This is a genomic window from Pedobacter sp. ISL-64 (assembly GCF_018613605.1).
GTDB lineage: Bacteria > Bacteroidota > Bacteroidia > Sphingobacteriales > Sphingobacteriaceae > Pedobacter.
Genome location: NZ_JAGGPU010000010.1, coordinates 400,334 through 426,740, shown reverse-complemented (window position 1 = coordinate 426,740; position 26,407 = coordinate 400,334). Strand labels below are relative to the sequence as shown.

24 protein-coding genes are annotated in these 26,407 nt (G+C 38.3%); 9 read left to right on the top strand and 15 right to left on the bottom strand.

Translation table 11 applies throughout. From position 1 onward, the window contains the following. Positions 1–163 precede the first annotated feature (163 nt). From J7E57_RS16010 to J7E57_RS15975, 8 genes are all read right to left on the bottom strand, one after another. Positions 164–736: a hypothetical protein gene (locus J7E57_RS16010; protein WP_215166009.1), complete on the bottom strand. Its 573-nt coding sequence runs from the start codon at positions 734–736 to the stop codon at positions 164–166. Continuing rightward, positions 736–2,049: an OmpP1/FadL family transporter gene (locus J7E57_RS16005; protein WP_215166007.1), complete on the bottom strand. Its 1,314-nt coding sequence runs from the start codon at positions 2,047–2,049 to the stop codon at positions 736–738. The genes J7E57_RS16010 and J7E57_RS16005 overlap by 1 nt, the downstream gene beginning before the upstream one ends. Next, positions 2,030–2,764 carry a type III pantothenate kinase gene (locus J7E57_RS16000; RefSeq protein ID WP_215166005.1) on the bottom strand — a complete coding sequence of 245 codons (735 nt, stop codon included), beginning with the start codon at positions 2,762–2,764 and terminating at the stop codon, positions 2,030–2,032. Before J7E57_RS16000 ends, J7E57_RS16005 begins: the two co-directional genes overlap by 20 nt. A gap of 154 nt (positions 2,765–2,918) precedes the next feature. Next, positions 2,919–3,899: a DUF6427 family protein gene (locus tag J7E57_RS15995; RefSeq protein ID WP_215166003.1), complete on the bottom strand. Its 981-nt coding sequence runs from the start codon at positions 3,897–3,899 to the stop codon at positions 2,919–2,921. Then, positions 3,896–4,369 carry a hypothetical protein gene (locus J7E57_RS15990; RefSeq protein WP_215166001.1) on the bottom strand — a complete coding sequence of 158 codons (474 nt, stop codon included), beginning with the start codon at positions 4,367–4,369 and terminating at the stop codon, positions 3,896–3,898. Before J7E57_RS15990 ends, J7E57_RS15995 begins: the two co-directional genes overlap by 4 nt. Before the next feature lie 362 nt (positions 4,370–4,731). Then, positions 4,732–5,721, bottom strand: coding sequence for a glycosyltransferase family protein (locus tag J7E57_RS15985; protein WP_215165994.1), 990 nt, complete (start codon positions 5,719–5,721; stop codon positions 4,732–4,734). A 20-nt stretch (positions 5,722–5,741) separates the two neighbouring features. Then, complete coding sequence (locus J7E57_RS15980; RefSeq protein WP_215165992.1) at positions 5,742–6,596, bottom strand: UDP-2,3-diacylglucosamine diphosphatase; 855 nt, start codon at positions 6,594–6,596, stop codon at positions 5,742–5,744. A 648-nt stretch (positions 6,597–7,244) separates the two neighbouring features. Next, a complete protein-coding gene (locus J7E57_RS15975; RefSeq protein ID WP_215165985.1) occupies positions 7,245–9,740 on the bottom strand; it encodes a YfhO family protein in 2,496 nt (831 codons plus the stop codon). A gap of 130 nt (positions 9,741–9,870) precedes the next feature. On the opposite strand from J7E57_RS15975, the gene J7E57_RS15970 reads away from it, so the two are divergent. The 5 genes from J7E57_RS15970 to J7E57_RS15950 all read left to right on the top strand — a co-directional run bounded on the left by J7E57_RS15970 (position 9,871) and on the right by J7E57_RS15950 (position 13,913). Continuing rightward, on the top strand, positions 9,871–10,956 hold the full coding sequence (locus J7E57_RS15970; protein ID WP_215165983.1) for an alginate lyase family protein: 1,086 nt from the start codon (positions 9,871–9,873) through the stop codon (positions 10,954–10,956). A gap of 62 nt (positions 10,957–11,018) precedes the next feature. After that, complete coding sequence (locus J7E57_RS15965) at positions 11,019–11,525, top strand: GbsR/MarR family transcriptional regulator (protein WP_029278585.1); 507 nt, start codon at positions 11,019–11,021, stop codon at positions 11,523–11,525. A gap of 141 nt (positions 11,526–11,666) precedes the next feature. Further along, positions 11,667–12,482, top strand: a complete 816-nt coding sequence (locus tag J7E57_RS15960; RefSeq protein WP_215165976.1) for a DUF393 domain-containing protein — start codon at positions 11,667–11,669, stop codon at positions 12,480–12,482. Positions 12,483–12,487: 5 nt separating this feature from the next. Beyond that, a complete protein-coding gene (locus tag J7E57_RS15955; RefSeq protein ID WP_215165974.1) occupies positions 12,488–13,411 on the top strand; it encodes a TIGR01777 family oxidoreductase in 924 nt (307 codons plus the stop codon). Between the two features lie 52 nt (positions 13,412–13,463). Next, positions 13,464–13,913: an SRPBCC family protein gene (locus J7E57_RS15950; protein WP_215165972.1), complete on the top strand. Its 450-nt coding sequence runs from the start codon at positions 13,464–13,466 to the stop codon at positions 13,911–13,913. A 6-nt stretch (positions 13,914–13,919) separates the two neighbouring features. Here the strand turns inward: J7E57_RS15950 and J7E57_RS15945 are convergent, their stop codons facing one another. The 5 genes from J7E57_RS15945 to uvrB all read right to left on the bottom strand — a co-directional run bounded on the left by J7E57_RS15945 (position 13,920) and on the right by uvrB (position 18,840). Further along, the gene (locus J7E57_RS15945) at positions 13,920–14,369 is read right to left on the bottom strand and encodes a nuclear transport factor 2 family protein (RefSeq protein WP_215165969.1); all 450 of its coding nucleotides are present in this window, start codon (positions 14,367–14,369) and stop codon (positions 13,920–13,922) included. A 429-nt stretch (positions 14,370–14,798) separates the two neighbouring features. Next, entirely contained in the window at positions 14,799–15,047 is a 249-nt protein-coding gene (locus tag J7E57_RS15940) for a DUF4834 family protein (RefSeq protein ID WP_029278588.1), read from the bottom strand. Between the two features lie 127 nt (positions 15,048–15,174). Then, positions 15,175–15,372, bottom strand: a complete 198-nt coding sequence (locus J7E57_RS15935) for a YwbE family protein (protein ID WP_215165967.1) — start codon at positions 15,370–15,372, stop codon at positions 15,175–15,177. Between the two features lie 56 nt (positions 15,373–15,428). After that, entirely contained in the window at positions 15,429–16,721 is a 1,293-nt protein-coding gene (locus tag J7E57_RS15930; protein WP_251029937.1) for a DUF3472 domain-containing protein, read from the bottom strand. A gap of 76 nt (positions 16,722–16,797) precedes the next feature. Beyond that, positions 16,798–18,840 carry an excinuclease ABC subunit UvrB gene (gene uvrB / locus J7E57_RS15925; RefSeq protein ID WP_215165965.1) on the bottom strand — a complete coding sequence of 681 codons (2,043 nt, stop codon included), beginning with the start codon at positions 18,838–18,840 and terminating at the stop codon, positions 16,798–16,800. Positions 18,841–19,119: 279 nt separating this feature from the next. On the opposite strand from uvrB, the gene J7E57_RS15920 reads away from it, so the two are divergent. Then, positions 19,120–20,280 (top strand): ATP-binding protein, encoded by a 1,161-nt coding sequence (locus J7E57_RS15920; protein WP_215165963.1) that lies wholly within the window; start codon positions 19,120–19,122, stop codon positions 20,278–20,280. Between the two features lie 263 nt (positions 20,281–20,543). Here J7E57_RS15920 and J7E57_RS15915 read toward each other — a convergent pair whose 3' ends face one another. Further along, on the bottom strand, positions 20,544–22,916 hold the full coding sequence (locus J7E57_RS15915) for a M1 family metallopeptidase (protein ID WP_215165961.1): 2,373 nt from the start codon (positions 22,914–22,916) through the stop codon (positions 20,544–20,546). 11 nt (positions 22,917–22,927) lie between these two features. Further along, positions 22,928–23,512, bottom strand: a complete 585-nt coding sequence (locus J7E57_RS15910; RefSeq protein WP_215165959.1) for a HupE/UreJ family protein — start codon at positions 23,510–23,512, stop codon at positions 22,928–22,930. Between the two features lie 257 nt (positions 23,513–23,769). On the opposite strand from J7E57_RS15910, the gene J7E57_RS15905 reads away from it, so the two are divergent. The 3 genes from J7E57_RS15905 to J7E57_RS15895 all read left to right on the top strand — a co-directional run bounded on the left by J7E57_RS15905 (position 23,770) and on the right by J7E57_RS15895 (position 26,394). Continuing rightward, positions 23,770–24,435, top strand: coding sequence for a class I SAM-dependent methyltransferase (locus J7E57_RS15905; protein WP_215165945.1), 666 nt, complete (start codon positions 23,770–23,772; stop codon positions 24,433–24,435). A gap of 48 nt (positions 24,436–24,483) precedes the next feature. Then, entirely contained in the window at positions 24,484–24,990 is a 507-nt protein-coding gene (locus J7E57_RS15900; protein ID WP_215165943.1) for a DUF6702 family protein, read from the top strand. Between the two features lie 135 nt (positions 24,991–25,125). Next, positions 25,126–26,394, top strand: a complete 1,269-nt coding sequence (locus J7E57_RS15895; protein ID WP_215165941.1) for a DUF7033 domain-containing protein — start codon at positions 25,126–25,128, stop codon at positions 26,392–26,394. Positions 26,395–26,407: the final 13 nt, after the last annotated feature.

The following is a 26,407-nucleotide window of genomic DNA, read 5'->3' as shown; positions in this document are numbered from 1 at the left end:
TGAATGATAGAATGACTGAATTTTGAATGATTAAATCCCCGAGTTATTTGAATTGGTGCATTATTAAATGTTGAATTTGTAGTTGATGGAATTATTGAAGGACATTACAAAGTAAATCCATTAACATTCACTCATTCAAAATTCTATCATTCACTCATTTAGACTACGGCGCTACACCTTCCTTCATATTCAGTTCACCGTTTCCACTATCCATTTCATAGGTACTAAAATCCTGCGGAGCTTTAAAGTTGATGCCCTCACCTATGCTTCCATCTACTCCTTTCACATATACCCTTTGATTGGAATAAAAAATCTTCTTCGATTCATCCCAGATCAGTTCCTGCGAAGAGAAAGTATCGCCCTTACTGTTTTTTACGACTACATTTTTCCTAAATTCGGTTTTAAGCTCATTATCCTTCCTGATGGCGTAATCGCAAACCAGGTTTCCATCAATGGTTCCGTTAGGGTTATAAAAATCGATATTTACACCCTTAATCATTTCCTGATAAGCGCTTCCGTTCGAAGGCGTAACCTTATCCATTATCGGGGCATAACCTTTAGCCTTAATTCTGGCCGAATCGCTATAAGTGATATCGACACCAATGGTCCGATCCCTGGACAGGATTACTTTATTTGCTGAGACTGAATTGGCATTTTTTAGATCGTCGTCTCCACAGGAAGCCAGAAAAAAAGGCAACACCAGAAACAGACCATATAAAAATGTTCTTAAATTCATTAGTCTACACGGTACTTACGGAACCAGGTATCGTTCAAGGTAAAGCCTAAGTGGAAATTAATAAACTTCTCTTTAACAAGATTATCGGTTAATGTTCCCCTTTGTCCGAACTCGGTTGTAAAGTTGATTTTATAAAATGCTGAACCACCATTAGCAGTAGGCAACGGGAAGCCAAAACCTAACGATGCACCCATTTGTTTGATATCCTGATTACCGATTTTGATATAAGTTTTATCGTAATTAAAACCAAGGCGGTAATCTACACGTTTCATATAACTGTTGTAAGAAAATGCATCTGGCGTCCACTGGCCACCCAAAGAAGCGCCCCAGCTATCTTGCAAACCTTGGTTTACATTATTGATACTTGTTGCAGACCATTTACTCATTCTAAAATCGGCACCAATCATCCACTTATCATTTTGCTGGATAGAGATCCCAAAATTGTGCGTTAATGGCAAGGTAAGGTTAGATTTTCCGTTATTCGCGATATTTAACGTATCGGCTGCAGGGTTTTCATTACCATTCAGATCTCTTGTGTAGAACGTAGCAAAAGAAGTTTGCGTTGAATTTATTTTCCCGGAAGTACTTCCAGAATAACCCAGGGTCATAATTGTTTTCTTACCGATATTAAAATCGTACTGTATGCCATAAGAGTAATTTATACCGCCAACACTGTTTTTATTTTGAAGTTTAGCATTGTAAGACCCAGCCGATTGAAATTCGGTAGCCCGGGTAGTTTGAAGGTTACCAAAAATATATTCTAAGTTACCACCAATTCTTAAATGATCGCCAAAACGATAACCATAACCTAAATAAGCCTTTGATAAGCCGCCTTCGCCTTCATAAAGCTGGTCTAAAGTGGTTGTATCAACTTTGGTGGTATTTCTGTAAGAATAACCCAAATCCGAGTAAGGCAAAATACCAAAACTCAAGGCCGATCTTTTGGTAACCGGAGCGGCAAATGCCAAATGACTAAAAGTAGAATTGAAACTCGTTTCGCTTAAATTGTTTCGCGAAAGATTGGTTAAACCAGCACTCATTCCCACATCAATGGTGGTTAAAGTTATCCCGGCATAAGATGCAGGGTTTTGCATATTAATATAATTGAACCCTGTAACTTTACCCACTGCGGTAGAAATTCCACCCATTGCTCTAAGCTGGGGCAACAAAGATCCCTTTATATTTCCAAGTCCATATCTTGAATATGGTGATGAAGTGGTAACCTGTGCCTGAGCACTTAAACCACAAACTAGAACGAGTATGGCTGCAATATAATTTATTCTTTTGTACATTTTAATCTGCAATAGCTTCATTTAATCCTTTTAATACTAAGTAAGGATCTTTTATAATTTGAGGCGCAAAGATGCTGTTTTGTAATTGTTTATACAAAAAATTAGCATCACCCCCCGTTATAATTACCTTCAGAGCACTTTCTTTTTTATTATTTAGGGCAATAAAGCCTTCAATTTCGTTTATTATTCCTTGTAAAACGCCGTTTTTGATTGCCGATTGGGTATCAGTACCTTCCACAATAGCCTCATTTGCATCCCACTCCACCAAAGGCAAACGGCCAGTAAATTCGTGTACAGCTTTAAAACGCATGCTAATACCAGGGCTTATACTTCCGCCAAAATATTCCTTCGTGCTACTTAAAACATCGTAAGTAATACAGGTACCTGCATCAACCACTAAACTTGCGTTTGTTGGATGTAAGCCATTTGCACCCAAAACAGCAGCCCATCTATCTAATCCTAAAGTAACTGGCGTTTTATATCTATTTTGTACACCGTTCGTCAACATGGCTGAAAAACGGATGTACTCGGTATGCTTTTTTAAAAATACTTCTAATGGTCCAACTTCCTGGTTAACACTACTGATGATGGATTTCGCTGGCGAAAATTTCTCAATCAATTGAGCCAGATCAAGTATCCCAATTTTATTGAAACGCTGATGGTGAATAATTTCCTTATCTGCAAAAACTGCAACCTTAACAGCAGAATTTCCAATATCAATGCTTAGCCTACGCATTTAAAATCTCCCACTGCAAATATATGTTCTTAGAAATTCCAATGACTCCATTTTTTATCCATCTTGATTAAAACTAAAAAAGCTTTAATTCTAAAATCATGCACAAAGCTATTAATCTTTGTCAAGTTTCGCTCTAGTTATTTGTTAAAAAAGGTTAAACAAACAGAAAATACTGTATCGAAAGCACAAATAAAACGAACAATGTTTCGTAAAACCAACGTTTTTTAGCATTGCTGAAATAATACGCCAACAGTACCGATCCTGGCGGTACACACAGCAAAAAATGCCAGGTCCTGAAATCCGGTTTGAGGTAAAAACTTGCTGCAGAAATAATAAACATAAAAAACAACAGCTGAAAACTTTTCCGTGTACTGATAAAACTCCTGAAGAAATTCTCCCGGAGCTGTAGTGATGCCAGTATGATAATTACCGTTACCGGGATCAGCACCAGGTAATCGTTATAGTTGATTTTAAAAACCGAAGGAAACTTATTGCCTAATGGCTTCCATATCTGATAAAACGAGCTTAAATTATCATTCCAATAATAAAATACGGCCAGAAAAAAGAAAACCGTAATAAAGCCAATCAAGCCAGCTACCCATTCGCGCCAATTAAACGATCTAAAAAGCAACAGTGCTAAAAAGATCATAAGCAACATGGCCATAAACGGAAAATAAATCAATGTTCCAACCCCAATAATCATCCCGATATCAAAAACAGTGGTAATGGAGTTCGCACTTTTACCCAGTTTTAAAAACTTATCTATAATCCAGATCAAGAGAAAGTTGCATAACAATGCCGGACTTAGGATCATAAAAGGCATGAACAAACTTGTTCCTGTTACAAACATCAGCCCAGGAAGGAAACTGGGTTTGGTCAATAAATTATGATTGTTTACAACTCGATTGAAAATTAAAGCCTGTACATAAACCAAAAGTGCTGCGATAAAAATATTGGTATATGGCGTAAAGGCATTGTCTAAATCTATATTGATCAATAACCGGGCAAATGGCTCCAAAAAATCAAAGTTCAGCTTATCGTGCGTTTCATGAAAAATGGCAATACGCAAAAAGAATGTGTACGCCAGCAAGAATACGAGGTTAATTGGATTTAGTTTTCTAAACTGATTAATCATGCCTTTTTAAAGAGTAGGCAAAGTAAAGAAAATAATTTAATAGTAGCAGAAGAAAGACTAAAGACCAAAGCGGAGAGCGATACGTTAAATTTGTCAGTCTGAGCGGAGTCGAAGACCGTTTGATAATAAAAAGCAGAAAAGCTGATGAAGTGAGTTCTGCTATTTTTAGAAAAGCAGGTTCCTGTTTGTATCGGTTCCGATAGCCCTGCCATCCGCTTTACCGCTCTACGTTCGGTGCCCGCTCCTGTCAGGTTTAGATTGCGCAGTACAATGCTACCAACTGAGCCTAAGCCGAAAAACCAAAGCATAAAGACTAAAGACCAAAGCGGAGAGCGATAAGCGTTAAATTTGTCAGTCTGAGCGGAGTCGAAGACCGTTTGATAATAAAAAGCAGAAAAGCTGATGAGGTGAGTTCTGCTATTTTTAGAAAAGCAGGTTCCTGTTTGTATCGGTTCCGATAGTCCTGCCATCCGCTTTATCCCGATGAAAAATCGGGATGTCCGCTCTTGTCAGGTTTAGATTACGCAGTACAATGCCACGGATTAGAATAAGCCTAAAGACCAAAGCGAATAGGTAACAGCGGAAGGTACCAATACGCGATGTATAAGCTAACCATCCTCAAAAGTGCTGCTTTGCGTTAAATAAACCCGGGAGTAGCGGCAGCCCCGATCCTTTATCGCGCTAAAGCGAATAACGGAGCTGTGCAAGCCAAAAGCTTCTGGTATTCATTTCCAAAATCAAACAGCTAACTCTGGTGAGTAAAATCATGATAAGGATCCTTCGACTACGCTCAGGATGACAAATCATAGGCAAATTGACTTTGGACTCAGGACTAAACCCTCGCGTATTTCTTCACCATATCGTCAATGATCTGCGCTGTTTCATCCGGAAAATTAAACTCATGCTGTTGAGGATTTTCTACCCAGTTTTTAATAATCGGCAACCAGTTCCTGGTACTTCCCCAAATTACAGGCAAACCAAACTGTTTTAAGGCATAGGCATTACATTGTTGCTCAAACTGGAAACGCATAGGCGCCACCAGCAGTTTTTTCTTTAGATAAAGTGCTTCAGCAGGTCCTTCGAAACCGCCACCGGTAAACAAACCTTCGCAGGTGGCCAGGCTTTTATTAAATTTTTCGTTGTTAACAGGCTCTACAAAAACATTCCCTTCCTGGTAGGCAACTTTACTGTGTTTAGAAAAAACCTGCCATGTAACCTCAGGTAACTGTGTAAAAAGCTTTACCAAACGTTTATCGTCAATGGCTGGAAGATATACCGTATAATGTCCTAAATTTTCACTTTTCAGATTTCGGATCTCTGTCCTGATTACCGGGGTATGGATAAAAGTATCGTAACGGTCGAAATGAAAGCCAATATGGTATTTGGTAGGTGCGTAACGGCTCAAGATCAGTTTCCCCCAATCTAAAGTTCTAGGACGGGGTACTTTTTTAGATTTAAATGCAGCCTGATGGCTCAATGATACACATTCTATGCCCTGTAGTTTACAGGCCCAGGCGCTTACAGGTTCAAAATCGTTAACAATTAAGTTGTACTCTTTCAGTGGCAGCTGCTTCATGTCTTTTCTAAATCGGAAAAGATTCATGTTCAGCCACGTTTTAAAATGGTCTACACCGCCTTTTTTCCCAAAAATAAAACTGAAACCATGCAATTGATATTTTACAGGCTGACTGAGTTTCACATCGGCCTGTGTTCCACTTACTAAAATATCCAATTCGCCATACTGCTGAAGTAAAGGAATAATTTCCCGCGCCCTGCTGATATGACCATTACCTGTTCCCTGTATTGCGTAAAGTATCTTCATTTATGCCCGAATATCTAAAATTATTGGGCAATTTCATATTTTATATTCTGTAAAAGAATATTTATGTCGAGTTTACTTTTTAAATCCTCCGCATCAGAAAGGATTCCTTCATCCAATTCGTCTTTCGTAAAATGTTGATGTTCGTACTTAAAAACCGTCCAGTTTTTATTTTCATACTCTAAAGCGGTTAAACTTTCCACCCAATCTCCACTGTTCAGGTAAATTACTTTTCCATCCTCGGTAACAATTTCGCGTTGCTCGGCCTGGTGGATATGACCACAAACTACATATTGATAACCTTTTTCGATGGCCAGTTCTGCTGCAGTTTGCTCAAAACTATTGATGAACTTAACCGCGTCTTTAAACTTTGCTTTTATTTTTTTCGAAAAGCTCATTTTCTCCTGCCTAAATGCAGTAAGTACCCAGTTTACAAAACTATTAATGAGGATCAGTGTATCGTATCCAACCGCACCAAGTTTAGCCAGCCATTTAGAATGCTGCATGGTAACATCAAAAACATCGCCATGAAAAAACCATGCCTTTTTACCGTCCAACTCTAAAATTAATTTATTCTGGAGATGGAAAGTACCCATTTCCATGCCATCAAATTTGCGGAGCATCTCATCATGATTTCCTGTCAGGTAGTGAACCTGAACACCCTCCGACACGAATTTCATCAGTTTACGGATCACTTTCATGTGCGATTCGGGCCAATAACTTTTACTAAACTGCCAGATATCGATGATATCGCCGTTTAAAATCAACGTTTTTGGCTTTATACTCTTAAGATATTTTAAAAGTTCTTTCGCATGGCAACCATAGGTGCCTAAATGTACATCGGATATTACGACTACATCGACGTTTCTTTTATCCATAAACGGGAAATTTTAGGGGGGAAGAATTTTGTTACCGCTTGATTTAAGCAGTTTAGAGATAAATTAGCTGTGTTACCACTCTTCTTCCTCATCGAGTTTTACCTCAAAAGGGCTAAAGAAATAAAGTACAACAATTAACAAACATACGGCAAAGAATGACTCTAACATATTACCTGATTTACATTACAAAGGTAAGACACTGGATATCAAACAAATGTTACGACATTGTTAAATTATTATTCTATTTGATAAAGATTGTTAAAATGACACTCAAAGGTTTGTTTAGTTCAATAGTCATTGGCTCATTACCCACAGCTGTTATTACTGAGACGGATCCTGAAACAAGTTCAGGAGGGCCATCACAAGTGTAAATGCCAAGAATCACAAGGTGAGCAGGTGAATTCATCTTAAAGATCCTTCGACTACGCTATCATTGACAGAATCCGGTAGAAAGTCGTCCTCTCGACTGGAACGCAGTGGAATGGAGAGATCTATCTGGACAGATTTCTCGACTGCGTTGCACTCCGCTCGAAATGACGGGAGAAAAGAAGGGATGATAAGTTGCGGGGAGTGAACGACTTAGAACTGAAAAAACAAAAACCCGCAAGATTTTTGATCTTGCGGGGTGTAAATCTATTTAAAGAAATATTAAGCCTTAACTGCTTTCTTTTTCTTCTTTTCTTCTGAGTAAAACCCAAAACCTAATCCGGCCAGCAATAAGATCGATCCAGCTAAAGAGATTTTCTCTCCGGTATAATACGATGTTGGGTGGAAAATAAACTCAAGTTTATGGTTGCCTGCTTCTAATTGTGCTGCACGTAAAACGTAATCGGCCCTGAAGTATGGCTTTTCAACACCATCGATATACATCTTCCAGCCTTTATCATAATAGATTTCGGAAAACACTGCGATTACATCTTTAGCGGTTGAGTATTCGTAAGTTAAATGATCAGGGTTGTAGTTTGTTAATTTAATAAAACCTTCCTGACCAGTTCCTAAACGCTTGGTATCAATCGAATTTTTGAAACTTTCATCAACAATGGCTTCTTTTTTAGCATCAAAACTGCTAATGGCCTTCATTTCTTCATCAGCATTTTTAGCAAACTGAACACTTTGTACAAACCAGGCATTACCCGCGGCTGTTGCATTACGCTGCATTTTATACGATCCGTTCTGAGGATCTTGTGTAATGATGTACTTCGTATTTAACATATCCAACACATCCTGGTTAATACTTTTTGTTAATTGGTTATCTACCAACTCCTGAAAACGTTTTAACCTCGCGGAGTGGAAACCACCAACGGTTTTATGGAAATAAGATGTTTCAGCACTTTTAAATGGATCGCCTAACGACATATCGAAAACCCTGAAGTTTGGATCTTTATCAGCCGCGATAAAATTATCTACATCCCTAGGTTGATAATGGTTATCTAAATCGGATTTACTTACAAAATTCTGGTTGTTTAAGTAACGGCGGTCTACCTGCCACAAATCAATTAAAACAAATAATGCCAATAAACCAAAAGCCAATTGCATGTTCAGTTTTTTGGTAATGAAAGCCCATGTAATTCCAAAACCGATGGCTACGAACAATAAAGAACGTAAAGCATCAGCACGTGCTAAAGCCACACGGTCGGCAACAATGCCATTTAAAATTTCCATTGCAGCACCTCGGTTATTCTGCAAGGTTTGTGTTAAAGCATCTAAAACCTGTGCCTGGTTGGCCTGCGTAAAGCTAAAGAACGCCGTAGGGATCACCGCAATAATTAAAGCAAAACCACCGGTAATACCTGCTGACCAGGTTAATCGCTGCACTAAATATTTTTGATCGTATTTCCCTTCTTGTGCTTCCTTAATGGCCAGTATAGCCAGCAAGGGTACCAACAAACCTACAACGGCTAATATCGATTCAACAGCCCTGAATTTGTTATAACCGGGAAGGTAATTAAAGAATATATCTGAAATAAACGGTAAGTTACTTCCAAAGGAAAGGAACAGCAATAAGACACTTGATCCCAAGATCCACCATTTCCAGCGATGTTTTACAATAAACAGTCCGAAAACAAATAAGAAACAGATAATGGCTCCAAAATAATACGGACCGGAAGTACCCGGTTTATTGCCCCAATACTGATTGGTACCCAAATTTTGCGCCACATAACCAATGGCCTGCTTTGGATCAACACCTTGAAGATTTTTTTCAACTGCTTTATAAGTATTGCTTTCAGGTTTAATAATTTCGTCGATACTGCTTGCACCACCATAAATATTCGGAATCAGAAATGAGAAACTCTCTCCAACACCCTGGCTCCATTGGTAGGCATATTCTTTATCTAAACCATTTGCAGGTTCAGCCTTATCGGTAGTTAAGTTAGATTTACCACGGATGGTTTCTTTGCCATACTCGTAGGTGGTCCACAAGGTACCCGCATTTACTAAAACCGACAGTAAAACACCCGCTGCAATATAAGTTACAGATTTACCAAAGGCCGGAAGCTGCTTTGCTTTAAAGGCATGGTAAAGTTCTATACAGCCCAGAATAAATAACGCTATAAATAAATAGTAGGTCATTTGGATGTGGTTAGATCTGATCTCTAAAGCCATAAACAGGGCTAGCAAACTTCCACCTACCAAGTATCTGCCCCTTAGGGTGAGGATAATGGCGGCTAAAATAGGAGCAAAAAAGCCAATTGCTAGTGCCTTATTGCTATGCCCGGCAGCAATAATGATAAAATTATAGGATGTAAATGCAAAAGCGATTGCCCCCGCAGCAGCAAGCCAAGGATTTATTTTTAATACACAGAACAATAGGTATGCGCCTAAAAGGTATAATAAAACTGTTCCAACGGGATCTGGGAATATACCTTTAATTACATCGATACCATACGTTGTAATATTGAGGGGGTACTGTACCCAAATTTGGTAAGCTGGCATACCACCGAACATCTGGTTGGTCCAGAGTGGGCCTTTACCATCTTTCGCCTTAATATCCATAATTTCTTTTTGCATGGCCTTAGCCTGCAAAACATCGCCCTGTTGTGGTGCTTTGCCCTGCAAAACAGGACTGAAGTAGGCAAAAGTGATGACTACAAAAAATGCAATAATGGCCAGGTGTACGCCATTTTTATTAAACCAGTTATTCATTAAGGTTTGTTTAAGTTTAAACGAACGTCAAAAATAAAAAATTGGGCGGTATAAAAAAGTAATAAATTATAATGCATGCTGAATAAAAAATTAGATTTGTAGCAAAGAATAAAAATTCAACCTATTTATTATGAGAAAGTTTGTCGTTACAATCGCTCTGACTTTATTATCTTTTTCTTCGTTTTCGCAAATTGTAAGTTTAAATACCAATGAAATTAAAAAGCTGAAAACCCAGGTCAAAAATGATAAGGAAACCCAAAAACTATACCTGGGCTTTGAAAAATCGGCATTAAATTATCTAAACGAAAATCCGAATCCAATTGATACCATCAGAACCGAGGGATTATTAAAGGGAAATCCAAAAAAAGAGAAAACCAGATTAGCCCTGGCAGATATGAATAAAATGTTTGTACTGGCCTTACAATACCGCATTACCGATGATCAAAAATATTTAAACAAATGTGTAGAATTTCTTGGTGCATGGGCCAAAATCAATAAACCAAATGGCGATCCTATTGACGATACCAATCTGGATAAAGCCATTGAAGCTTATGACCTGATTAAAAAAGATATCCCAACAGCTGATAAAAAACAGATTGACCAATGGCTTACTGAAACGGCTTTGGCAGAAATTAACAGCAAACGGATGAAAGCGGGGAGAGCTACCGCCATTAATAACTGGAATGCGCACCGGCTAAAAGAAGTTGGCGAAATTGGTTACACCTTAAACAATCAGGATTTTATTAAATGGACTATCGACAATTTAAAAAGCCACATCAATATCAATCTATATGCTGACGGAACAAGCTTGGATTTTAAAGAGCGCGATGCCATGCATTACCACATTTACGACCTGGAACCTATGTTAAAGTTGGCCATTATGATCGACAGAGCGAAAGGCACTAATTTTTATACTTATGAGTCACCTAAAGGATCATCGATCAAAAAATCTGTAGAATGGATGATCCCGTACATTAATGGTGAAAAACAGCACGAAGAATATGTAAATACGACCGTTAAATTCGATCGTGACCGTGCAAAGAACAACGAGCCTGGATTTGCTGCCGGCACAATGTTTAAACCAGATTTGGCATTACCGGTATTAAAACTATCTGTCTATTTCGATAAGGCACAGGCTGATCTGTTAAAAAAAGTAAATAACAATGATACCAACTGGCAGACGGTATTGGATAAACTACAGCAAGAAAGCAAATAGCTTCCAAAACAAATAAACTTTCAATAATTACTGAAAGTTTAAAAATAAGTTTATATTTGTGTATGGAATTAGCAGCAGCAAAATTAAAATTTATAGAAGCCTGGGGCAAATTAGGCTCCGAATGGGGAATTAACCGTACCATGGCCCAGGTACATGCGCTATTACTCATTTCTCCTGAAGCGCTTACCACCGAAGAAATTATGGAGGCGTTGAGTATCTCCAGGGGAAATGCCAATATGACCCTGCGCGATTTAATTGGATGGGGCTTAATTGAAAAACAGCACAAAGCAGGCGAGCGCAAAGAATACTTTTTTGCCGATAAGGATGTTTGGAATATTTCCCGCCAGGTAGCTAAAGAGCGTAAAAAAAGAGAGTTAGAGCCTGTTTTAAAAGTTTTAAATGAGCTGTCAACGGTAGTGGGCGATGAAAAAGATCCTGAATTTAAAACCTTTAAAAAATCAGTAAGCGATATTAACAAACTTGCCCTCAATGTAGATAAAACTTTAGAAACGATGCTTAAAGCAGAAGAAAGTTGGTTCTGGGGTTCGGTATTGAAAGTGTTTAAATAGAGAGGTATTCAGTATCAAGTAGTAAGTATCGAGTATCAAGACATATTCACCCTAACCACTAAAAAGCCTTACCCTTAAGTTCGGCTTAATTTTTTAACCATAACTTTCATTTTTTACTGAAAGTATTAAAATTTAAATAAAATGAAAACGCTTAAGAACCATGTGATTTTATTTGATAATGAATGCCCAATGTGTTATGCCTATACCAAAACATTTGTAAAAATAGGTATGCTGGCCAAAGGTGGGCGTGAGGCTTATCAAAGTATGCCTGAAAACATTTGTCCTTTGGTTGACAAACAAAGAGCCGCCAATGAGATTGCGCTCGTAAACACCGAAAACGGTGAAGTAACTTATGGCATTCAGAGTTTATTTAAAATTATTGCGCATGCCATGCCCATCTTTAAACCGCTGTTTTTATTTGGGCCTTTTGTTTATTTGATGCGTAAGCTTTATGCCTTTATCTCTTACAACCGTAAAGTAATTATTCCTGCGGCCATTAAAGAAAACACTATACAGCCCAGCTTTAAAATCCAATACCGTTTGGCCTATCTGCTTTTTACCTGGTTTGTTACAGCTTACATTTTAACCGCCTATGCACATCTGCTTACCGATTTTGTCCCACTGGGGAGCCAATATCGTGAATACCTCATCTGTGGTGGACAAATATTTTTTCAGGGCGCCATCATTGTTTTTTATAGAAAAGAAAAACGCTGGGATTACCTGGGCAACATCATGACTATCTCTTTTGCTGGTGCACTTTTGCTCTTGCCTGTTTTGGTTATCGCACAATACCTCATCATCCCCTCTATATTTTTTATCCTTTACTTTTTGATGGTGGCAGGACTTATGTTTCTGGAGCACCTCCGCAGAAGCAAGCTGTTACAATTGGGCTGGGCGATGAGTCTTACCTGGGTGCTTTACCGTCTAATTGTTTTAGGTTTAATCTTTACTTTATAGGAATCATGAAATACGGAAAAATTGTACTCGCAGGAGGAAACGGATATTTAGGTGCCGTACTGGCCAAACACTTTAGTCGCCTGGCTGATGAAGTGATTATCCTATCTAGAAAACCACAAGCCGCAGCAGGAAACATTAAAACCCTGCTGTGGGATGGCCAAACCCCGGGTGACTGGGCAACAAGCCTTCAAGGTGCCGATTTACTGGTTAACCTTTGTGGTAAAAATGTAAACTGTAGGTACACCCCTAAAAACAAGAAAGAAATTATCAGTTCGAGGTTAATCCCTACCCGTTTACTCGGCGAAGTAATCAAAAGCCTGCAAAACCCACCAAAACTTTGGATCAACATTACCTCCGCGACTATTTACCGGCATGCCGAAGACCGTCCGCAAGATGAACTGACGGGAGAAATCGGTGATGGCTTTTCGATTGAGGTGTGCAAGGCCTGGGAAAGTAGTTTCTTTGAAAACGAAACCCCAAAAACTAGAAAAGTGGCCCTCAGGATGGGCATTGTACTGGGACTAAAAGATGGCGCATTTCCACGCTTGCTCAACCTGGTTAAACTGGGCATGGGTGGTAAACAGGGCAGTGGCGAACAGTATGTAAGCTGGGTGCACGAGTTAGATGCCGCAGGCAGTATTGAATGGTTACTGAACCACAATGAGATTGAAGGCATAATAAACTGTACCGCACCCGAGCCAATTAAAAACCATGTGTTTATGCGCAGCATCAGAAAAGCTTATGGCATCAACTTTGGCTTGCCTGCTCCAGCCTGGCTACTGGCCATAGGCGCAAAAATAATTGGAACCGAAACCGAACTGATTTTAAAAAGCAGGTGGGTTAAACCAAGAGGATTGTTGAACAATGGCTTTGAATTTAAATATGCGAAGATAGATGAGGCAGTGAAGGGCTTGAGGGCGGAGGGTTAGAAGGATATACGGAGGACGCGGGGGGCTCAACGGGAGCATGAGTAAATTAAAAATGGCAACAATTATTTTAAAGATATTAATTAATGCGCCGATTGAACGCTGTTTCGATCTGGCCAGAAGTATCGACCTTCATCTACAGTCTATGCAAAGTTCCGGTGAGAAAGCCATCGCTGGGAAGAAAGATGGTTTGATCAATTTACATGAATCGGTTACCTGGCGGGCCAAGCATTTTGGCATTCCATTCGAAATGACAAATAAGATTAGTAAAATGGAATACCCAACACGCTTTGTAGATGAGATGGTTAAAGGCCCCTTTAAAAAACTCCACCACCAACACCTGTTTAAAATAATAGATTCTCAGACAGAAATGACTGATGTTTTTGAGTTTCAGGCACCATTTGGCTTATTAGGCCGGCTTGTAGAAAAAATATTTCTTAAAAATTATATGCTTAAACTAATTGAGAAAAGAAACGAGGTAATCAAATTTCAAGCTGAACGGTAATATGCGCTATTTGTGCCTCGCACTATCATTAAATTGCCAAAGCACATTAATAATCTTCCAGACCCCATTCAATTTAACAAGGTGCATATAATCGATCCATTCATCTGCAATTAGTTTAACTGAGGCTGTTTTCTCTGAAATATCAAGCATTTTAACTTCCTTTTTTGGAACAGCAGGGAATTTATCTTTTTTGCGGTTATAACTTTCAGCTAGGATAACCATTGATTCTGCAGCCGTTTCACGAACATAATCCTTGTTTGTTTCCTTATCCGTCCAAAACGTGCGTTTAACCAGCCTTGGGTGCAAAGCCTGCTCCATTTGTTTAGGGTTTGGGGTATGCTGCGATTCTATATAATCAAGGACTGCACGTTTGATTTCTAAGCTATCCTGTTTTGTCTGGCTAAAGCATTTCGCACTTACCATCCACAAGGAGATAAAAACAATAAAATATTTCATAGTTGCTGGTATAGTTTTGGTTTTCGGGTTGAGGTTTAAAAGTATAAACTTAAACTATATACTTTAAATTATTGCTTTTTGAATTCAAACAAAAAAGAGTCTATATCCTAAATATAGAATTGTCATCCTGAGGGGTTAGAATTTTTTAAATACATCGGAGTGTTGATGACTAGTTTCGCGGTTCGTCATTCCCAACTTGATTGGGAATCGTAATGCAAGCGCTTTAAGATTCCCGCCCTGCGCGGGAAAGACGACCTCTCTTTTAATCTGTTATTGAGGCTTGTCGAAGGACCCGTTTTAAATGTTTTACAAGGCGTTTCGACAGGCTCGCCGTAGGAGTCCTTTGGACAACATGACAAATTCGATTGAATTACAATAGGATACAGCCTTTTTAAACAAAAAACCCTGAAACAAGTTCAGGGTTAAGTTTTATTTCACTTCTTCGTAGTCTACGAAGTCGCCGAGTTTATCTGTTTTACTTTGATCAGGCTTTGGAGGCATATAATCTATCGAAATAGAGCCTTCAGGTTTTGACCGTCTTTGTTGTTGCTGTCCTGTAGCCTGACTCTGCATTTTGCTGGCCAGGTTATTAAACAGCATTGGCAGAATTAACCTAATCAACATTCTGATCAGCCAAAGTACCAATATTGTGATGAAAATGAATTTTACTAATGCCATTTTTTAAATTACTGTTGTTACAAATATAGACGTCATAAAATTTATTTTGTTACTTACTGAGCCTTTAATTGCATTTTGATTACAAATATAATACGTAAATAAGCCTATAAAGGTTTTAATATCCGCATTAATCTTCAATAATTTCAGCTACCCGGCCTACCTGACCATCTTCTAGTCTAACTTTTATCCCTCTGGAATGAAATGCCGATGACGTGAGCAGATCTTTCACCACGCCATAAGTGACATTTCCTGACCGCTGATCTTTTTTCAAGATAATTCCGACTTCTAATCCCGGATAAATGTCTTTTCTGTTTTGCCCGTCCATTTGTGCTGTAATATAATAATGATTAAAGCCTCAAAATTCCATAATTATTTTGAGTGTTACGGTAATTTACTGAAATCTATTTCAGGTTTTTTACCTGTAGTGCTTCTGGTAAAGATTTTTCCTGGTGTGCTGTAATCGTTAAAAAAGCCCCCGTTCTTTAAATAAAAGGCGCCCTTATCTACTCCTCCCTGATAATCCATCCGATATCCCTTTGCTCCTGTGTTGTCGGTAGTAAAGCGGGCAGATTTTAATTCTGTCCATGTTCCCTTATCATCGCAGATCCATTGGTTATCAAACAAAACTTTCCGCGATAAGTCGCCCTGTACAGGTGAAAAGTTTTCTAAAAAGGAATGGAAACGTCTTAAATAAGTTTTAGTTTGTGGCCTGGTAAAACTGGCTATCAATTGCCATTTATTGATTTCGGGAGCAAAGAAATAAGCGGTGTAAGTAGTTAGGCTATCTTTTCCAGGCACGCCATGCAACAAAAATCTATAGGTATTTCCTGCTTTCCACATGTAGTTTAGGTAGCTCTGACCGCCAGCACCTTCATTACCAAATTCTCCTGTATGTACGTTTTCTCCTTTCCTTAGCATTTTTATCTTGTGCGATTCCGGGATACTTTTAGGATCGTCGGTATTGAAAGGACTCCATACCGAAAATAAGATGTGTCGCTCTGTTGGACTATTTACCTGCATGCCGAAATAACCTTCACCAAATCCATTCGCCATAAAGTAAGCGCCTAAAATATCTTCACCTTTTGGCACGGTTACCTCATTATAATACCACGCTGCGTTTACATTTTCAGGTTGTTGATAGTTCAGGTGAACCGATGGTCCACGCCTGCCCCAATGAAAAAAGTTGCCTTCGTTGTTTTTAACATAAGTCGTTTTGCCTTCAGTAGCTGTTCCACTAATGGATAAGGTTTGTATTGAAGGAAATTTCGCTCCAGTTTTGCTTATTCCTTTAATGGTTAAGGCAACGTAGCCAGTATCTTTAATGGTCCACTCGCCAATCTTACCGTCAAATGACTTGGTTTCATCGAAACTTACCTTTTTAGATTGATTGTTGATGGCGAATTCCAGAACTGATTGCCCATCGACTATAGGCTTATCGCTTAATGACACCGTTATAGTCCCAGGTTTAGAAACCCGAAAATAAGCTGTAAAATATTCTTTTGGATTAGACCAATTTATGATTCCCCTGTTGGATAATGTTCTTTCTGAATCCTGATGTAGAGAACTGTAGGCATTACCTCCAAGTGGGAGGGAAATTGCTGTAGCATTTTGGGCATGACTTTTTAGCCCCATGACACTGAGTACGATCAGTGTTACTAGTTTAAAAGATTTCATTGAATGATTTTTAGATAACTTGTTTAGAGCAATTGTAGGCTAAATTATCTGAAAATCATGCTATAAAACCAAATCGTTACTTACCGAATTTTTCGTTAAACATTTTCTCTAGGGCAAACATTTCGTCACGCAGTTTTGCTGCTTGCAAAAAGTCCATATCTTTTGCTGCTTTTTGCATATCCTTACGCGTAGTGTCAATTGCTCTTTGCAGCTCTGCTTTACCCATATATTGTACAATGGGGTCGGCGGCAATGCTAATTTCGGCATTTTCTACATAAGCCCTGGCTTTGTTATCGCTTGCTTTCTGAGAGAAATCAAGGACAGATGTTTGCTCTAAAATCGCTTCCCTTGATTTACCAACAGTTTTAGGCGTAATGCCATGTTCAAGGTTATAAGCAATCTGTATATCCCTACGTCTGTTCGTTTCTGATATGGTTTTCGCCATGCTATCCGTAATGCTATCAGCATACATAATTACTCGGCCCTTGTCGTTACGGGCCGCACGGCCTATGGTTTGGATCAGCGATTTTTCAGACCTTAAGAAACCTTCTTTATCCGCATCTAAAATAGCAACTAAAGTAACCTCAGGTAAATCCAAACCCTCGCGCAAAAGGTTAATTCCAACCAACACATCAAATTCTCCTAAACGTAAACCACGAAGAATTTCTACACGCTCCAGGGTTTTAATTTCAGAATGGATATACCTGGTCTTGATATTTAAGCGATCAAGATATTTAGTTAATTCTTCAGCCATACGTTTGGTTAATGTGGTAACCAAAATACGCCCGCCGTCCTTTATAGTAAGGTCAATTTCATCTAAAAGATCATCTACCTGGTTAATGGCAGGTCTAATCTCAATAACAGGATCTAACAAACCGGTCGGCCTGATCACTTGTTCTACCACTACACCCTCTGATTTTTCCAATTCATATTCAGCCGGAGTTGCACTTACATAAATGGTTTGCGGTGCAAGGGCTTCGAATTCGTTAAAGTTTAAAGGTCTGTTATCCAGTGCAGCTGGCAAACGGAAACCATATTCAACTAAAGATAATTTCCTCGATCTGTCTCCACCATACATGGCCCTGATCTGCGGAACGGTAACATGGCTTTCATCGATCACCATTAAATAATCTTCAGGAAAATAATCCAACAAACAGAAAGGGCGCATGCCGGGCTGCCTTCCATCGAAGAAACGGGAGTAGTTTTCGATACCTGAACAATACCCCAATTCTTTCATCATTTCGATATCAAAATTGGTGCGTTCTTCCAAACGTTTTGCTTCCAACAGATGCCGATCGGCAATTAACTGGTTTTTACGGATTTCCAGCTCTTCCTGTATTCCCCAAATTGAGGAATTGAACCTATCTTTCGGGGTAACGAAAAGATTGGCTGGATAAATGGCCATATCCTCTAATTTCTCTATAGTTTTTCCGGAAACCGGATCAATTGCAGAAAGTTCTTCAATATCATCACCGAAAAAAGAGATGCGATAAGCATGATCCAGATAGGCAGGATAAATATCAACGGTATCGCCTTTAACCCTAAAGGTTCCGCGTTTAAAGTCTGTTGTAGTTCTGGAATATAAAATCTCAACCAAGCTATGCAAAAATGCATTCCTCGAAATCCTTAAGCCCACGCCAAAACGGAAAACCATCCGGGAAAAATCTTCCGGATTACCCATACCATAAATACAGGAGATGGATGATACCACGATAATATCGCGCCTACCGCTCATTAACGAAGAGGTAGTGCGTAACCGGAGTTTTTCAATCTCTTCGTTTATGCTCAGGTCTTTTTCGATATAAGTATTGCTTGATGCGATAAAAGCTTCTGGCTGATAATAATCGTAGTAAGAGACAAAATAATTCACCGAGTTTTCAGGGAAGAAATTTTTGAACTCGCCGTAAAGCTGCGCCGCCAAAGTTTTATTGTGACTCAAAATCAGGGTAGGTTTTTGCGTCTGTTCGATCACATTGGCTACCGTAAATGTTTTCCCCGATCCTGTAACGCCTAGTAAAGTTTGATAATGTTCATTGGCATTTACGCCATCTACCAATTGTTTTATCGCGTTCGGCTGATCTCCGGTGGGTTGATATTCTGAGGTGATTTTAAATTTCATGGGTAAATCAAACTTAGTTAAAATTGATCTTTAAATCAATTTTAATGTTCTCTCCTCCGCTTACAAAAACATAAACGGCTGGGAGGAAATATACGATTTAGGCCGCAAAGTCTAAAACAGGAGAATGTCAGAAAGGTTAGTAATTATGCATTTTTATCCATTATTTAAATGCAATAAGCCATAAAACAAAAATTTGATAACAAACTCTATAAAAGGGCATCAATGTTGTAAATCAAAAGTATAACTTTTGATTTACAACACAAAAGCATACATTTGTATATGTTAGTTACCAGAAATCTCGCCGCACAATTAATAAGTCGCTTAAAAAAATCGCCAGCAATTGCGATCCTCGGTCCAAGGCAAGTCGGAAAAACAACTTTGGCAAAAAGGTTAAGTAATGACTATATCTATCTGGACATGGAAAACCCAAGGGATATTGCAAAGTTACACGATGCCTATACTTTTTTAGAAGGTTTGCAAGATCATACTGTAATTATTGATGAGGTTCAACTATTGCCTACTTTGTTTTCTTTACTGCGCCCTTTAATTGATGCGAAAAGAACACCTGGTAGATTTATTTTACTTGGATCAGGATCTCCGGAACTGGTTAAGGGTGTTTCCGAGACACTAGCCGGAAGGATTTCGTATAATGAGTTATGCCCCATCGGATTAACTGAGCTGCCAGATGAATTAAGTTTCGAACAGCATTGGTTTCGGGGAGGGTTTCCCGAATCACTACTATCGGAAGATGATTTTCAGAGCAAAGAGTGGATTAACGATTTTATTGTGAGTTATGTGGAAAGAGATTTGGCAAAGATGTTTAATGTAGATTTAGCACCAACCCTGCTTAGAAACTTCTGGAGTATGCTTGCCCATTTAAACGGAAACCTATTTAATGGCGAATCGTTTGCGAGATCGTTAGGGGTTAGCGCACCAACCGTTAACAGGTATCTAGATTTTTTAGAAGGTGGCTTCTTGATCAGACGTTTGCAGCCATGGTTTGTAAATGCCAAAAAACGTTTGGTTAAATCGCCAAAAACATATATCAGAGATACAGGGATTCTTCATAGGCTATTAAATATCCCCAACTACAGTGATTTATTTGGCCATCCAGGAATAGGAGCTTCCTGGGAAGGCTACGTAGTTGAACAGATTTATCAAATAAAAGAAAAACAAACAGAACTTTTCTTTTATCGGACTCAAAGAGGGGCAGAATGCGACTTGGTTCTTGTACAGGGAATTACACCGCTCGCGTGTATCGAAATTAAATTGTCAAATGCACCAACAGTATCTCAAGGCTTTATAAACTGTACCAAGGACCTTGAACCAAAGTACAAATATATTATCACTCCAAAAAGTGAAACTTACGTGACATCAAATGATGTAACAGTAGTCAACCTGAAAAACTTTTTAGTGAATATTTTACCTCAGATACAATAATTCCCCGTTGAATTTCTTCAACTGGGATCTTCTCCTGCGTTGTCACCCTGAATTCATTTTACTGCGTACCTTTCCGCTGCGCTACAGGTCAGGGGCTTTATCACATATGAACTATACACAATCCTTCGACAAGCTCCGATTGACAGATTCTAAAAATCGACGTCATCTCGACCGGAGCAACGCGGAGTGGAGAGATCTTTGGACTATATTAAAAGATTTCTCCACTACGGTCGAAATGACGATCGCTCAGGATAATAATGCGGCTATTTACCCGCTGCGGCCTGCATTGGGTTTTTACCAACCGATTGGCCCCTTACTGCTCCACCGGCTTTGGTTTTATATACTTTAAATTTACTTTCTTTTGCTTTACCGCCCCAAGTGTTATTTGAGGTGTCGATATCTGCAGTTTCGCGTAATGGATCTACTAAAATAGAGGCTACTTCTTTATTTTTAACGTAAAACTTAGCTGTTTTCAATTCATTATGTCTCCAGATCTGCGCTGGGATACGGTCTATTTCTTTTGTTCCATCTTTATAGGTAAACTCAATAATGATAGGCATTACCAAGCCGCCTTTATTGCTAAAGCTCAGTTCGTAAAGAAATTTGTTACCATATTGGTCCTGCTCTGTTGAAGGAACAGCTTCTAGAGTTGCAGCGGTTTCTGTTTTAGTAGCAACAGTGGTATCAACAGTAACCATTCCTCTATCGTATTTGTAGTAAAAATCTTGTGCTGCAGGTGTTTTATCTACGTAAAAATTAATTTTCTTATCCTCACGGTTTCTGATTTTCGAAATATCTTCAAAGGCATTAACGGCGGGCTTATCAATTTTAACCATTTTCGATTTGGCTTCTGGTAAATCTTTAGGGAAATCGACTTTCGCAAATTTCACGCTATCTAAAGATATATCACATGGATCGGTTCCATAAAACCAACCTCTCCAAAACCAATCCAGATCTTCACCACTGGCATCTTCCATGGTACGGAAAAGATCAGCTGGTTCAGGATGTTTAAAAGCCCATCTTCTCGAATATTCTTTAAATGCGTAATCGAAAAGTTCTCTTCCCATGATGGTTTCGCGAAGGATATTTAAACCGGTAGCGGGTTTCGAATATGCATTCGGACCGAAACGGGTAATGTTTTCAGAGTTGGTCATAATTGGCTCTAGCTCATCCTTAGGCAGTTTCATGTAATCTACAATGGTATATGCCGGTCCTTTTTTACTTGGAAATTTATTGTCCCAAAGTTCTTCAGTTAAATACTCAACAAAAGAATTTAGTCCTTCATCCATCCAGGTCCATTGGCGTTCATCACTATTTACAATCATCGGGAAGAAGTTATGTCCAACCTCGTGAATAATTACACCTAACATCCCATTTTTAGTGCTTTCGCTGTATGTTCCATCCGTATCTGTTCGGCCATAGTTAAAACAGATCATTGGGTATTCCATTCCATTTGCAGCTTCGATACTTTGTGCAACAGGGTAAGGGTATGGGATGGTAAAATCTGAATAGGTTTTAATGGTATGCGCTACCGCACGGGTAGAAAACTTACTGTAAAGGTTGTACGCTTCCTTTCCATAAAAACTCATGCACATTACAGTATTGTTATTGGCCTGAATTTTTTGAGGCATGGCATCCCAGATAAACTTACGTGAGGATGTCCAGGCAAAATCGCGGACATTATTCGCATTAAAAACCCAAGTTTTTTTTGCTGTAGATTTTTTGGTTTCTGCCAGTTTAGCTTCAGCCAAGGTTTGTATTTCTACAGGCGCAGCAGCAGTTTTAGCAGAATTATACCTACCTAATTGAGTTGGATTTAAAACAGCGCTATAATTGATACACTCCCCTGTTGAACCCACCAGGTGATCAGCTGGAACAGTCATTTGAACTTTAAAATCGCCAAAGGTTAAGGCAAACTCGCCTCTACCCGTAAACTGATGGTTCTGCCATCCCTGAAAATCGCTATATACACATAAGCGTGGGTACCACTGGGTCATGGTAAACAGGTAGTTCCCATCGGTTGGGAAAAACTCATACCCTCCACGGCCGCCAACACTCATCCGGTCAGAAATTTTATAGTTCCAATCGATATTGAAGATAAATTTTTGCCCACTTCTCAGTGCTACAGGCAAATCTACCCTCATCATGGTTTTGTTAACCGTATAGGGCAAGTTTTTACCGGCTGCATCGGTTAATTTGGTAATATTTATACCAAAACCATTATTTCCTGTTACACTTAACTGATCTAAATTTTTAGTGGTTCCGGTAGCAGGCATTTTAGTCGCATCCTGGTAATTCGCATTGCGATCCGTGCTATGCTCGTTTTCATCAAGCTGCAACCAGATATAAGTTAATGGATCAGGAGAATTATTGGTGTAAGTGATCGTTTCAGATCCGGTTAACAACAGATTTTTTTCATCCAGCTCGCATTTGATGTTATAATCGGCACGTTGCTGCCAATATTTAACACCGGGCGCTCCGCTGGCTGTACGTTGTTCATTAGGTGTTGGTAAAATGGTGCCCAACTGCTCAAACTTATTCCCATGGTTACTCCCTGGGTTATTCTGAGTATTTTGGGCCATAGCCAGGCTACCAGAAAAGAATAGCAGGCCGGTTAAAGTAAATAGTTTATTCATGATATGGTTTATTAAAAAGGAATTCGTTCTAAAGCCATTTTTAAAGCCAGGCTAAATACGGCTGCTGATATAAATAAAACCCAGTTCATACGCTTTATGCGGGTATAATTAAAAATTAAAAAGGTAATTAAAAGAATGATGATTACCATAAAAACCTGGCCGGCTTCCAAGCCTGCATTGAACCCAAATAGGCCCCAGCCAATATCCTGATCTTTGGCCAGCATTATCCGGATGGAGTTTGCAAAGCCCATTCCATGAATAAGACCAAAACCAAGTGCCAAAAAATAATTGATCTTAATCGATTTTAAGGAGAAATTCTTTCTAAACAAATTGCTGATTGCGGTAATTACAATGGTACAGGGAATTAAAAATTCTACCCATTTACTATCAAACCGGATAATATCCAATACGCTTAAAAGTAAGGTAAAGGAATGGCCAATGGTAAAAGCCGTAACCAATATGAGCACCTGTTTTAAATTGACATAACTGTAAATGGCAACCAGTGCCAAAATAAACAGCTGGTGGTCTAAAGCATCGGCACTGATGATATGCGCCCAGCCCAATTTAAAATAAAAGATAAAATCTTGTAACGGCATGAATAATAAGCTAACTATTGAGAATGAAATAGTTTACAATAGCTAAAATTATATTTTTAATTATAAAAACCCCAAATATCTTGTAAACAAAAGTCTAAATACCAAATTTGTTACTATTCTTTAAGTTATTTAGTGCTTTTTGGCGAAGTTTTATCGCAAACAACTGGGTTTACAGTTGTAAACATAAATTGTTGTTTAATATACATAACCAATACAGTAACTTGGTACTTATAACTATTGGTCTTCTATTCAACACTATGCTTTGGCTTAAATATCACTTACAAAAACCAGAAAAAGGTTTCGATCCTGTTCCAAAAGTTTTTGCGGAACAATATGCTGCAAACGAATACAAAAAAATAGACAGTAAAATTATAGACATCATAAAAAGCCACTTAGGCAGTTTCGAAAACAAAACTCTACTTGATCTAGGGGCCGGACCCGGGCAATATAGTATCGAATTTGCCAAAAGGGGCGCAAAAGTTACCTGGCACGACATCAGCCAGAATTATTTAACAATAGCAAGAGCAAAAGCTCGGGACCAAAACATAGCAGTAAATTTTTCATTGGGCTATTTAGAAGAAGCCCATGGCAAGTTCGATATTATTTTTAACCGCATATGTTGGTACTACTGCATTAACGATTACCGGTTTGCAAAATGCATCTACAACTTGATCAAAAAAAACGGATATGGTTTTATTGTGGTTAACAATGAGAAATATCTTCAGGAAGAACTTAAAAAAGAATCGGGTTTTAGAAAATTGGCCATTAAAATGAGCTATTGGCTCAATGAAAATTTTAATATTAAGCTTACACATGTTCATCCATCCCATAAGAAACTAAGTAAAATATTTGCCCGCTTAAATTTCAGGCACTTACATTTAGAACAATGTGGACATAACACCTTAATTACATTTAACAAGTAGAAGATTATGTGTTAACTTTGCCCTTTTAAGGAAAGATTTAATATGTTGATGCGTAAATTAAAATATAGTTTTTTGCTCTTATTTGTTGCTTTTTTTTCTGTTGGAGCAGGAATAAAACACCCTTTGCATGTAAGCACAACTGAAGTAAACTTTAATGCCAAGGATAAAACCTTAGAAGTAAGCTGTAAAATCTTTTCTGACGACTTTGAGGCAATTTTAGCCAGATTATACAAACAGAAAACCGACCTGAGCAATCCGAATATGAAGAAGGCAATGGATGAATTGGTGAAAAAATATCTACTTTCTCATTTACAGCTAAAAGCCAATGGCAAAGCGGCTTCAATGAACTACATCGGATTTGAGATCGATCATGAAGCTACTAATATTTATCTTGAGGTAGAGAAAATTCCGTCCGTAAAATCGGTTGAGGTGAGCAACACTATTTTATATGATATGTTTGATGATCAGATGAGCATTGTACATATTGTAAAAGGCCCTAACCGTAAAAGCACAAAAATCCTTTACCCTGAAAAAAAGTTCACAGCAAACTTTTAATTGTAATTTTTGTATTAAATTACGGCTCAATGTTAAATTACCGTTAATTTTAGAAGGCAATATTATTTAGGTTAATATCTGCTGAGAAATATTTCTTGTAATCTTTTTTTAAATACCGTGTTGTTAAAATAAGTTATGCATCTAATCATCTTCTCCAATATATTAACGCCTCGGATAAAATATATCTTTAATTTTATTTTTAAAGATATTCTTAAAACAGAATTGGAATTTACAGGCAATAGCCAATATTTTCTACAGAGCGAGCATGTCAAAATCAGTTATGGCGAAGAGCCATTGGGTGAGGAACTTTTTTTTAAGCGTACCACTTTACTCTTCTCCAACAAATTAGAAGAAATTAAGCCAAAAACTATTCCTTTTGGCGAATATCAGGCCCCTTTTCCGGTTGCACAATCTGCCTTGCCATTTGATGTTTTTGCTGCCTCATTTTTTATATTAAGCCGGTATGAGGAATATTTTTATCCAAAAAAAAATGAAGAAGAATTTAGGCCGTCAAAAAGCCATCAGCATAAATGGAAGATTTTAGATAAACCGATTATTGATGAATGGGCATTGATCATTAAAAGTCTGATCAAAAAAAAGCATCCACATTTTAAGTTCCACGAAAAGAATTTTCAGCACCAGCCAACCGTTCACTTCAATATGTTGCCCACCCTACCCGAGGGATTATTAAATAGGACCAAATTTATTTTCAGTGCCATCTTTAAAAAAGATAACAATTACCTGAGCTCGAAATTTGATAGGTTAACAGGAGTAGGGATTAATAATGAGCAGGTTTTAGATGAAGTAAACCAGCTATTTTCTTCAAAAAAAAGTAATCCTCTTTATTTTGTCGATTTTCCTGACGTGCCGATAAATTACATTAGGATAAATGGCGTTTCAAAAACACTTAGCAATCAATCAGTTGGACTATTAAGACCTTGTGCCAGCGATAAGCAAAAAATGCTCGAGATTAAAGAAGGCCTTGTTAAGCTCAAAAAAATCAACCCAAACCCTGCACCTGTAAGTAGTCAGCAGTTAGAAGTATTAAAATTCCCCATTTGCTATTTAAATATTCTTAATTCCGGTATTACTTCCGATTATTCTATGGGTTATAGTAATGTACCTGGCTTTAGGGCTGGAACCTGTACACCATTTAACTGGTACGATCTTCAGCTCGAAAAAGTAACCCCTTTAATCGTTAATTCTTACTGCCTCACTGATTATATTCTTCAGTTTTTAACACATGAGGCAGCCACTAAAACAATACACCAATATATCGGTGCGGTGAAGGTGGTAAATGGTAGCTTTTATAGCAGTTGGAGTCTAAAAAGTATATCTTCAAATGCAAAATACAAAAAACTAAAATCGCTCTTTAAAGAAATGCTCGATTATGCCGGAAATTGATTTTAATTTAATT

What these genes read in the sequence shown, in the direction of transcription:
- J7E57_RS16010 (WP_215166009.1), bottom strand. Translation starts at nt 736, where the DNA reads ATGAATTTAAGAACATTTTTATATGGTCTGTTTCTGGTGTTGCCTTTT.
- J7E57_RS16005 (WP_215166007.1), bottom strand. Translation starts at nt 2,049, where the DNA reads ATGAAGCTATTGCAGATTAAAATGTACAAAAGAATAAATTATATTGCA.
- J7E57_RS16000 (WP_215166005.1), bottom strand. Translation starts at nt 2,764, where the DNA reads ATGCGTAGGCTAAGCATTGATATTGGAAATTCTGCTGTTAAGGTTGCA.
- J7E57_RS15995 (WP_215166003.1), bottom strand. Translation starts at nt 3,899, where the DNA reads ATGATTAATCAGTTTAGAAAACTAAATCCAATTAACCTCGTATTCTTG.
- J7E57_RS15990 (WP_215166001.1), bottom strand. Translation starts at nt 4,369, where the DNA reads ATGGCAGGACTATCGGAACCGATACAAACAGGAACCTGCTTTTCTAAA.
- J7E57_RS15985 (WP_215165994.1), bottom strand. Translation starts at nt 5,721, where the DNA reads ATGAAGATACTTTACGCAATACAGGGAACAGGTAATGGTCATATCAGC.
- J7E57_RS15980 (WP_215165992.1), bottom strand. Translation starts at nt 6,596, where the DNA reads ATGGATAAAAGAAACGTCGATGTAGTCGTAATATCCGATGTACATTTA.
- J7E57_RS15975 (WP_215165985.1), bottom strand. Translation starts at nt 9,740, where the DNA reads ATGAATAACTGGTTTAATAAAAATGGCGTACACCTGGCCATTATTGCA.
- J7E57_RS15970 (WP_215165983.1), top strand. Translation starts at nt 9,871, where the DNA reads ATGAGAAAGTTTGTCGTTACAATCGCTCTGACTTTATTATCTTTTTCT.
- J7E57_RS15965 (WP_029278585.1), top strand. Translation starts at nt 11,019, where the DNA reads ATGGAATTAGCAGCAGCAAAATTAAAATTTATAGAAGCCTGGGGCAAA.
- J7E57_RS15960 (WP_215165976.1), top strand. Translation starts at nt 11,667, where the DNA reads ATGAAAACGCTTAAGAACCATGTGATTTTATTTGATAATGAATGCCCA.
- J7E57_RS15955 (WP_215165974.1), top strand. Translation starts at nt 12,488, where the DNA reads ATGAAATACGGAAAAATTGTACTCGCAGGAGGAAACGGATATTTAGGT.
- J7E57_RS15950 (WP_215165972.1), top strand. Translation starts at nt 13,464, where the DNA reads ATGGCAACAATTATTTTAAAGATATTAATTAATGCGCCGATTGAACGC.
- J7E57_RS15945 (WP_215165969.1), bottom strand. Translation starts at nt 14,369, where the DNA reads ATGAAATATTTTATTGTTTTTATCTCCTTGTGGATGGTAAGTGCGAAA.
- J7E57_RS15940 (WP_029278588.1), bottom strand. Translation starts at nt 15,047, where the DNA reads ATGGCATTAGTAAAATTCATTTTCATCACAATATTGGTACTTTGGCTG.
- J7E57_RS15935 (WP_215165967.1), bottom strand. Translation starts at nt 15,372, where the DNA reads ATGGACGGGCAAAACAGAAAAGACATTTATCCGGGATTAGAAGTCGGA.
- J7E57_RS15930 (WP_251029937.1), bottom strand. Translation starts at nt 16,721, where the DNA reads ATGAAATCTTTTAAACTAGTAACACTGATCGTACTCAGTGTCATGGGG.
- uvrB (WP_215165965.1), bottom strand. Translation starts at nt 18,840, where the DNA reads ATGAAATTTAAAATCACCTCAGAATATCAACCCACCGGAGATCAGCCG.
- J7E57_RS15920 (WP_215165963.1), top strand. Translation starts at nt 19,120, where the DNA reads ATGTTAGTTACCAGAAATCTCGCCGCACAATTAATAAGTCGCTTAAAA.
- J7E57_RS15915 (WP_215165961.1), bottom strand. Translation starts at nt 22,916, where the DNA reads ATGAATAAACTATTTACTTTAACCGGCCTGCTATTCTTTTCTGGTAGC.
- J7E57_RS15910 (WP_215165959.1), bottom strand. Translation starts at nt 23,512, where the DNA reads ATGCCGTTACAAGATTTTATCTTTTATTTTAAATTGGGCTGGGCGCAT.
- J7E57_RS15905 (WP_215165945.1), top strand. Translation starts at nt 23,770, where the DNA reads ATGCTTTGGCTTAAATATCACTTACAAAAACCAGAAAAAGGTTTCGAT.
- J7E57_RS15900 (WP_215165943.1), top strand. Translation starts at nt 24,484, where the DNA reads ATGCGTAAATTAAAATATAGTTTTTTGCTCTTATTTGTTGCTTTTTTT.
- J7E57_RS15895 (WP_215165941.1), top strand. Translation starts at nt 25,126, where the DNA reads ATGCATCTAATCATCTTCTCCAATATATTAACGCCTCGGATAAAATAT.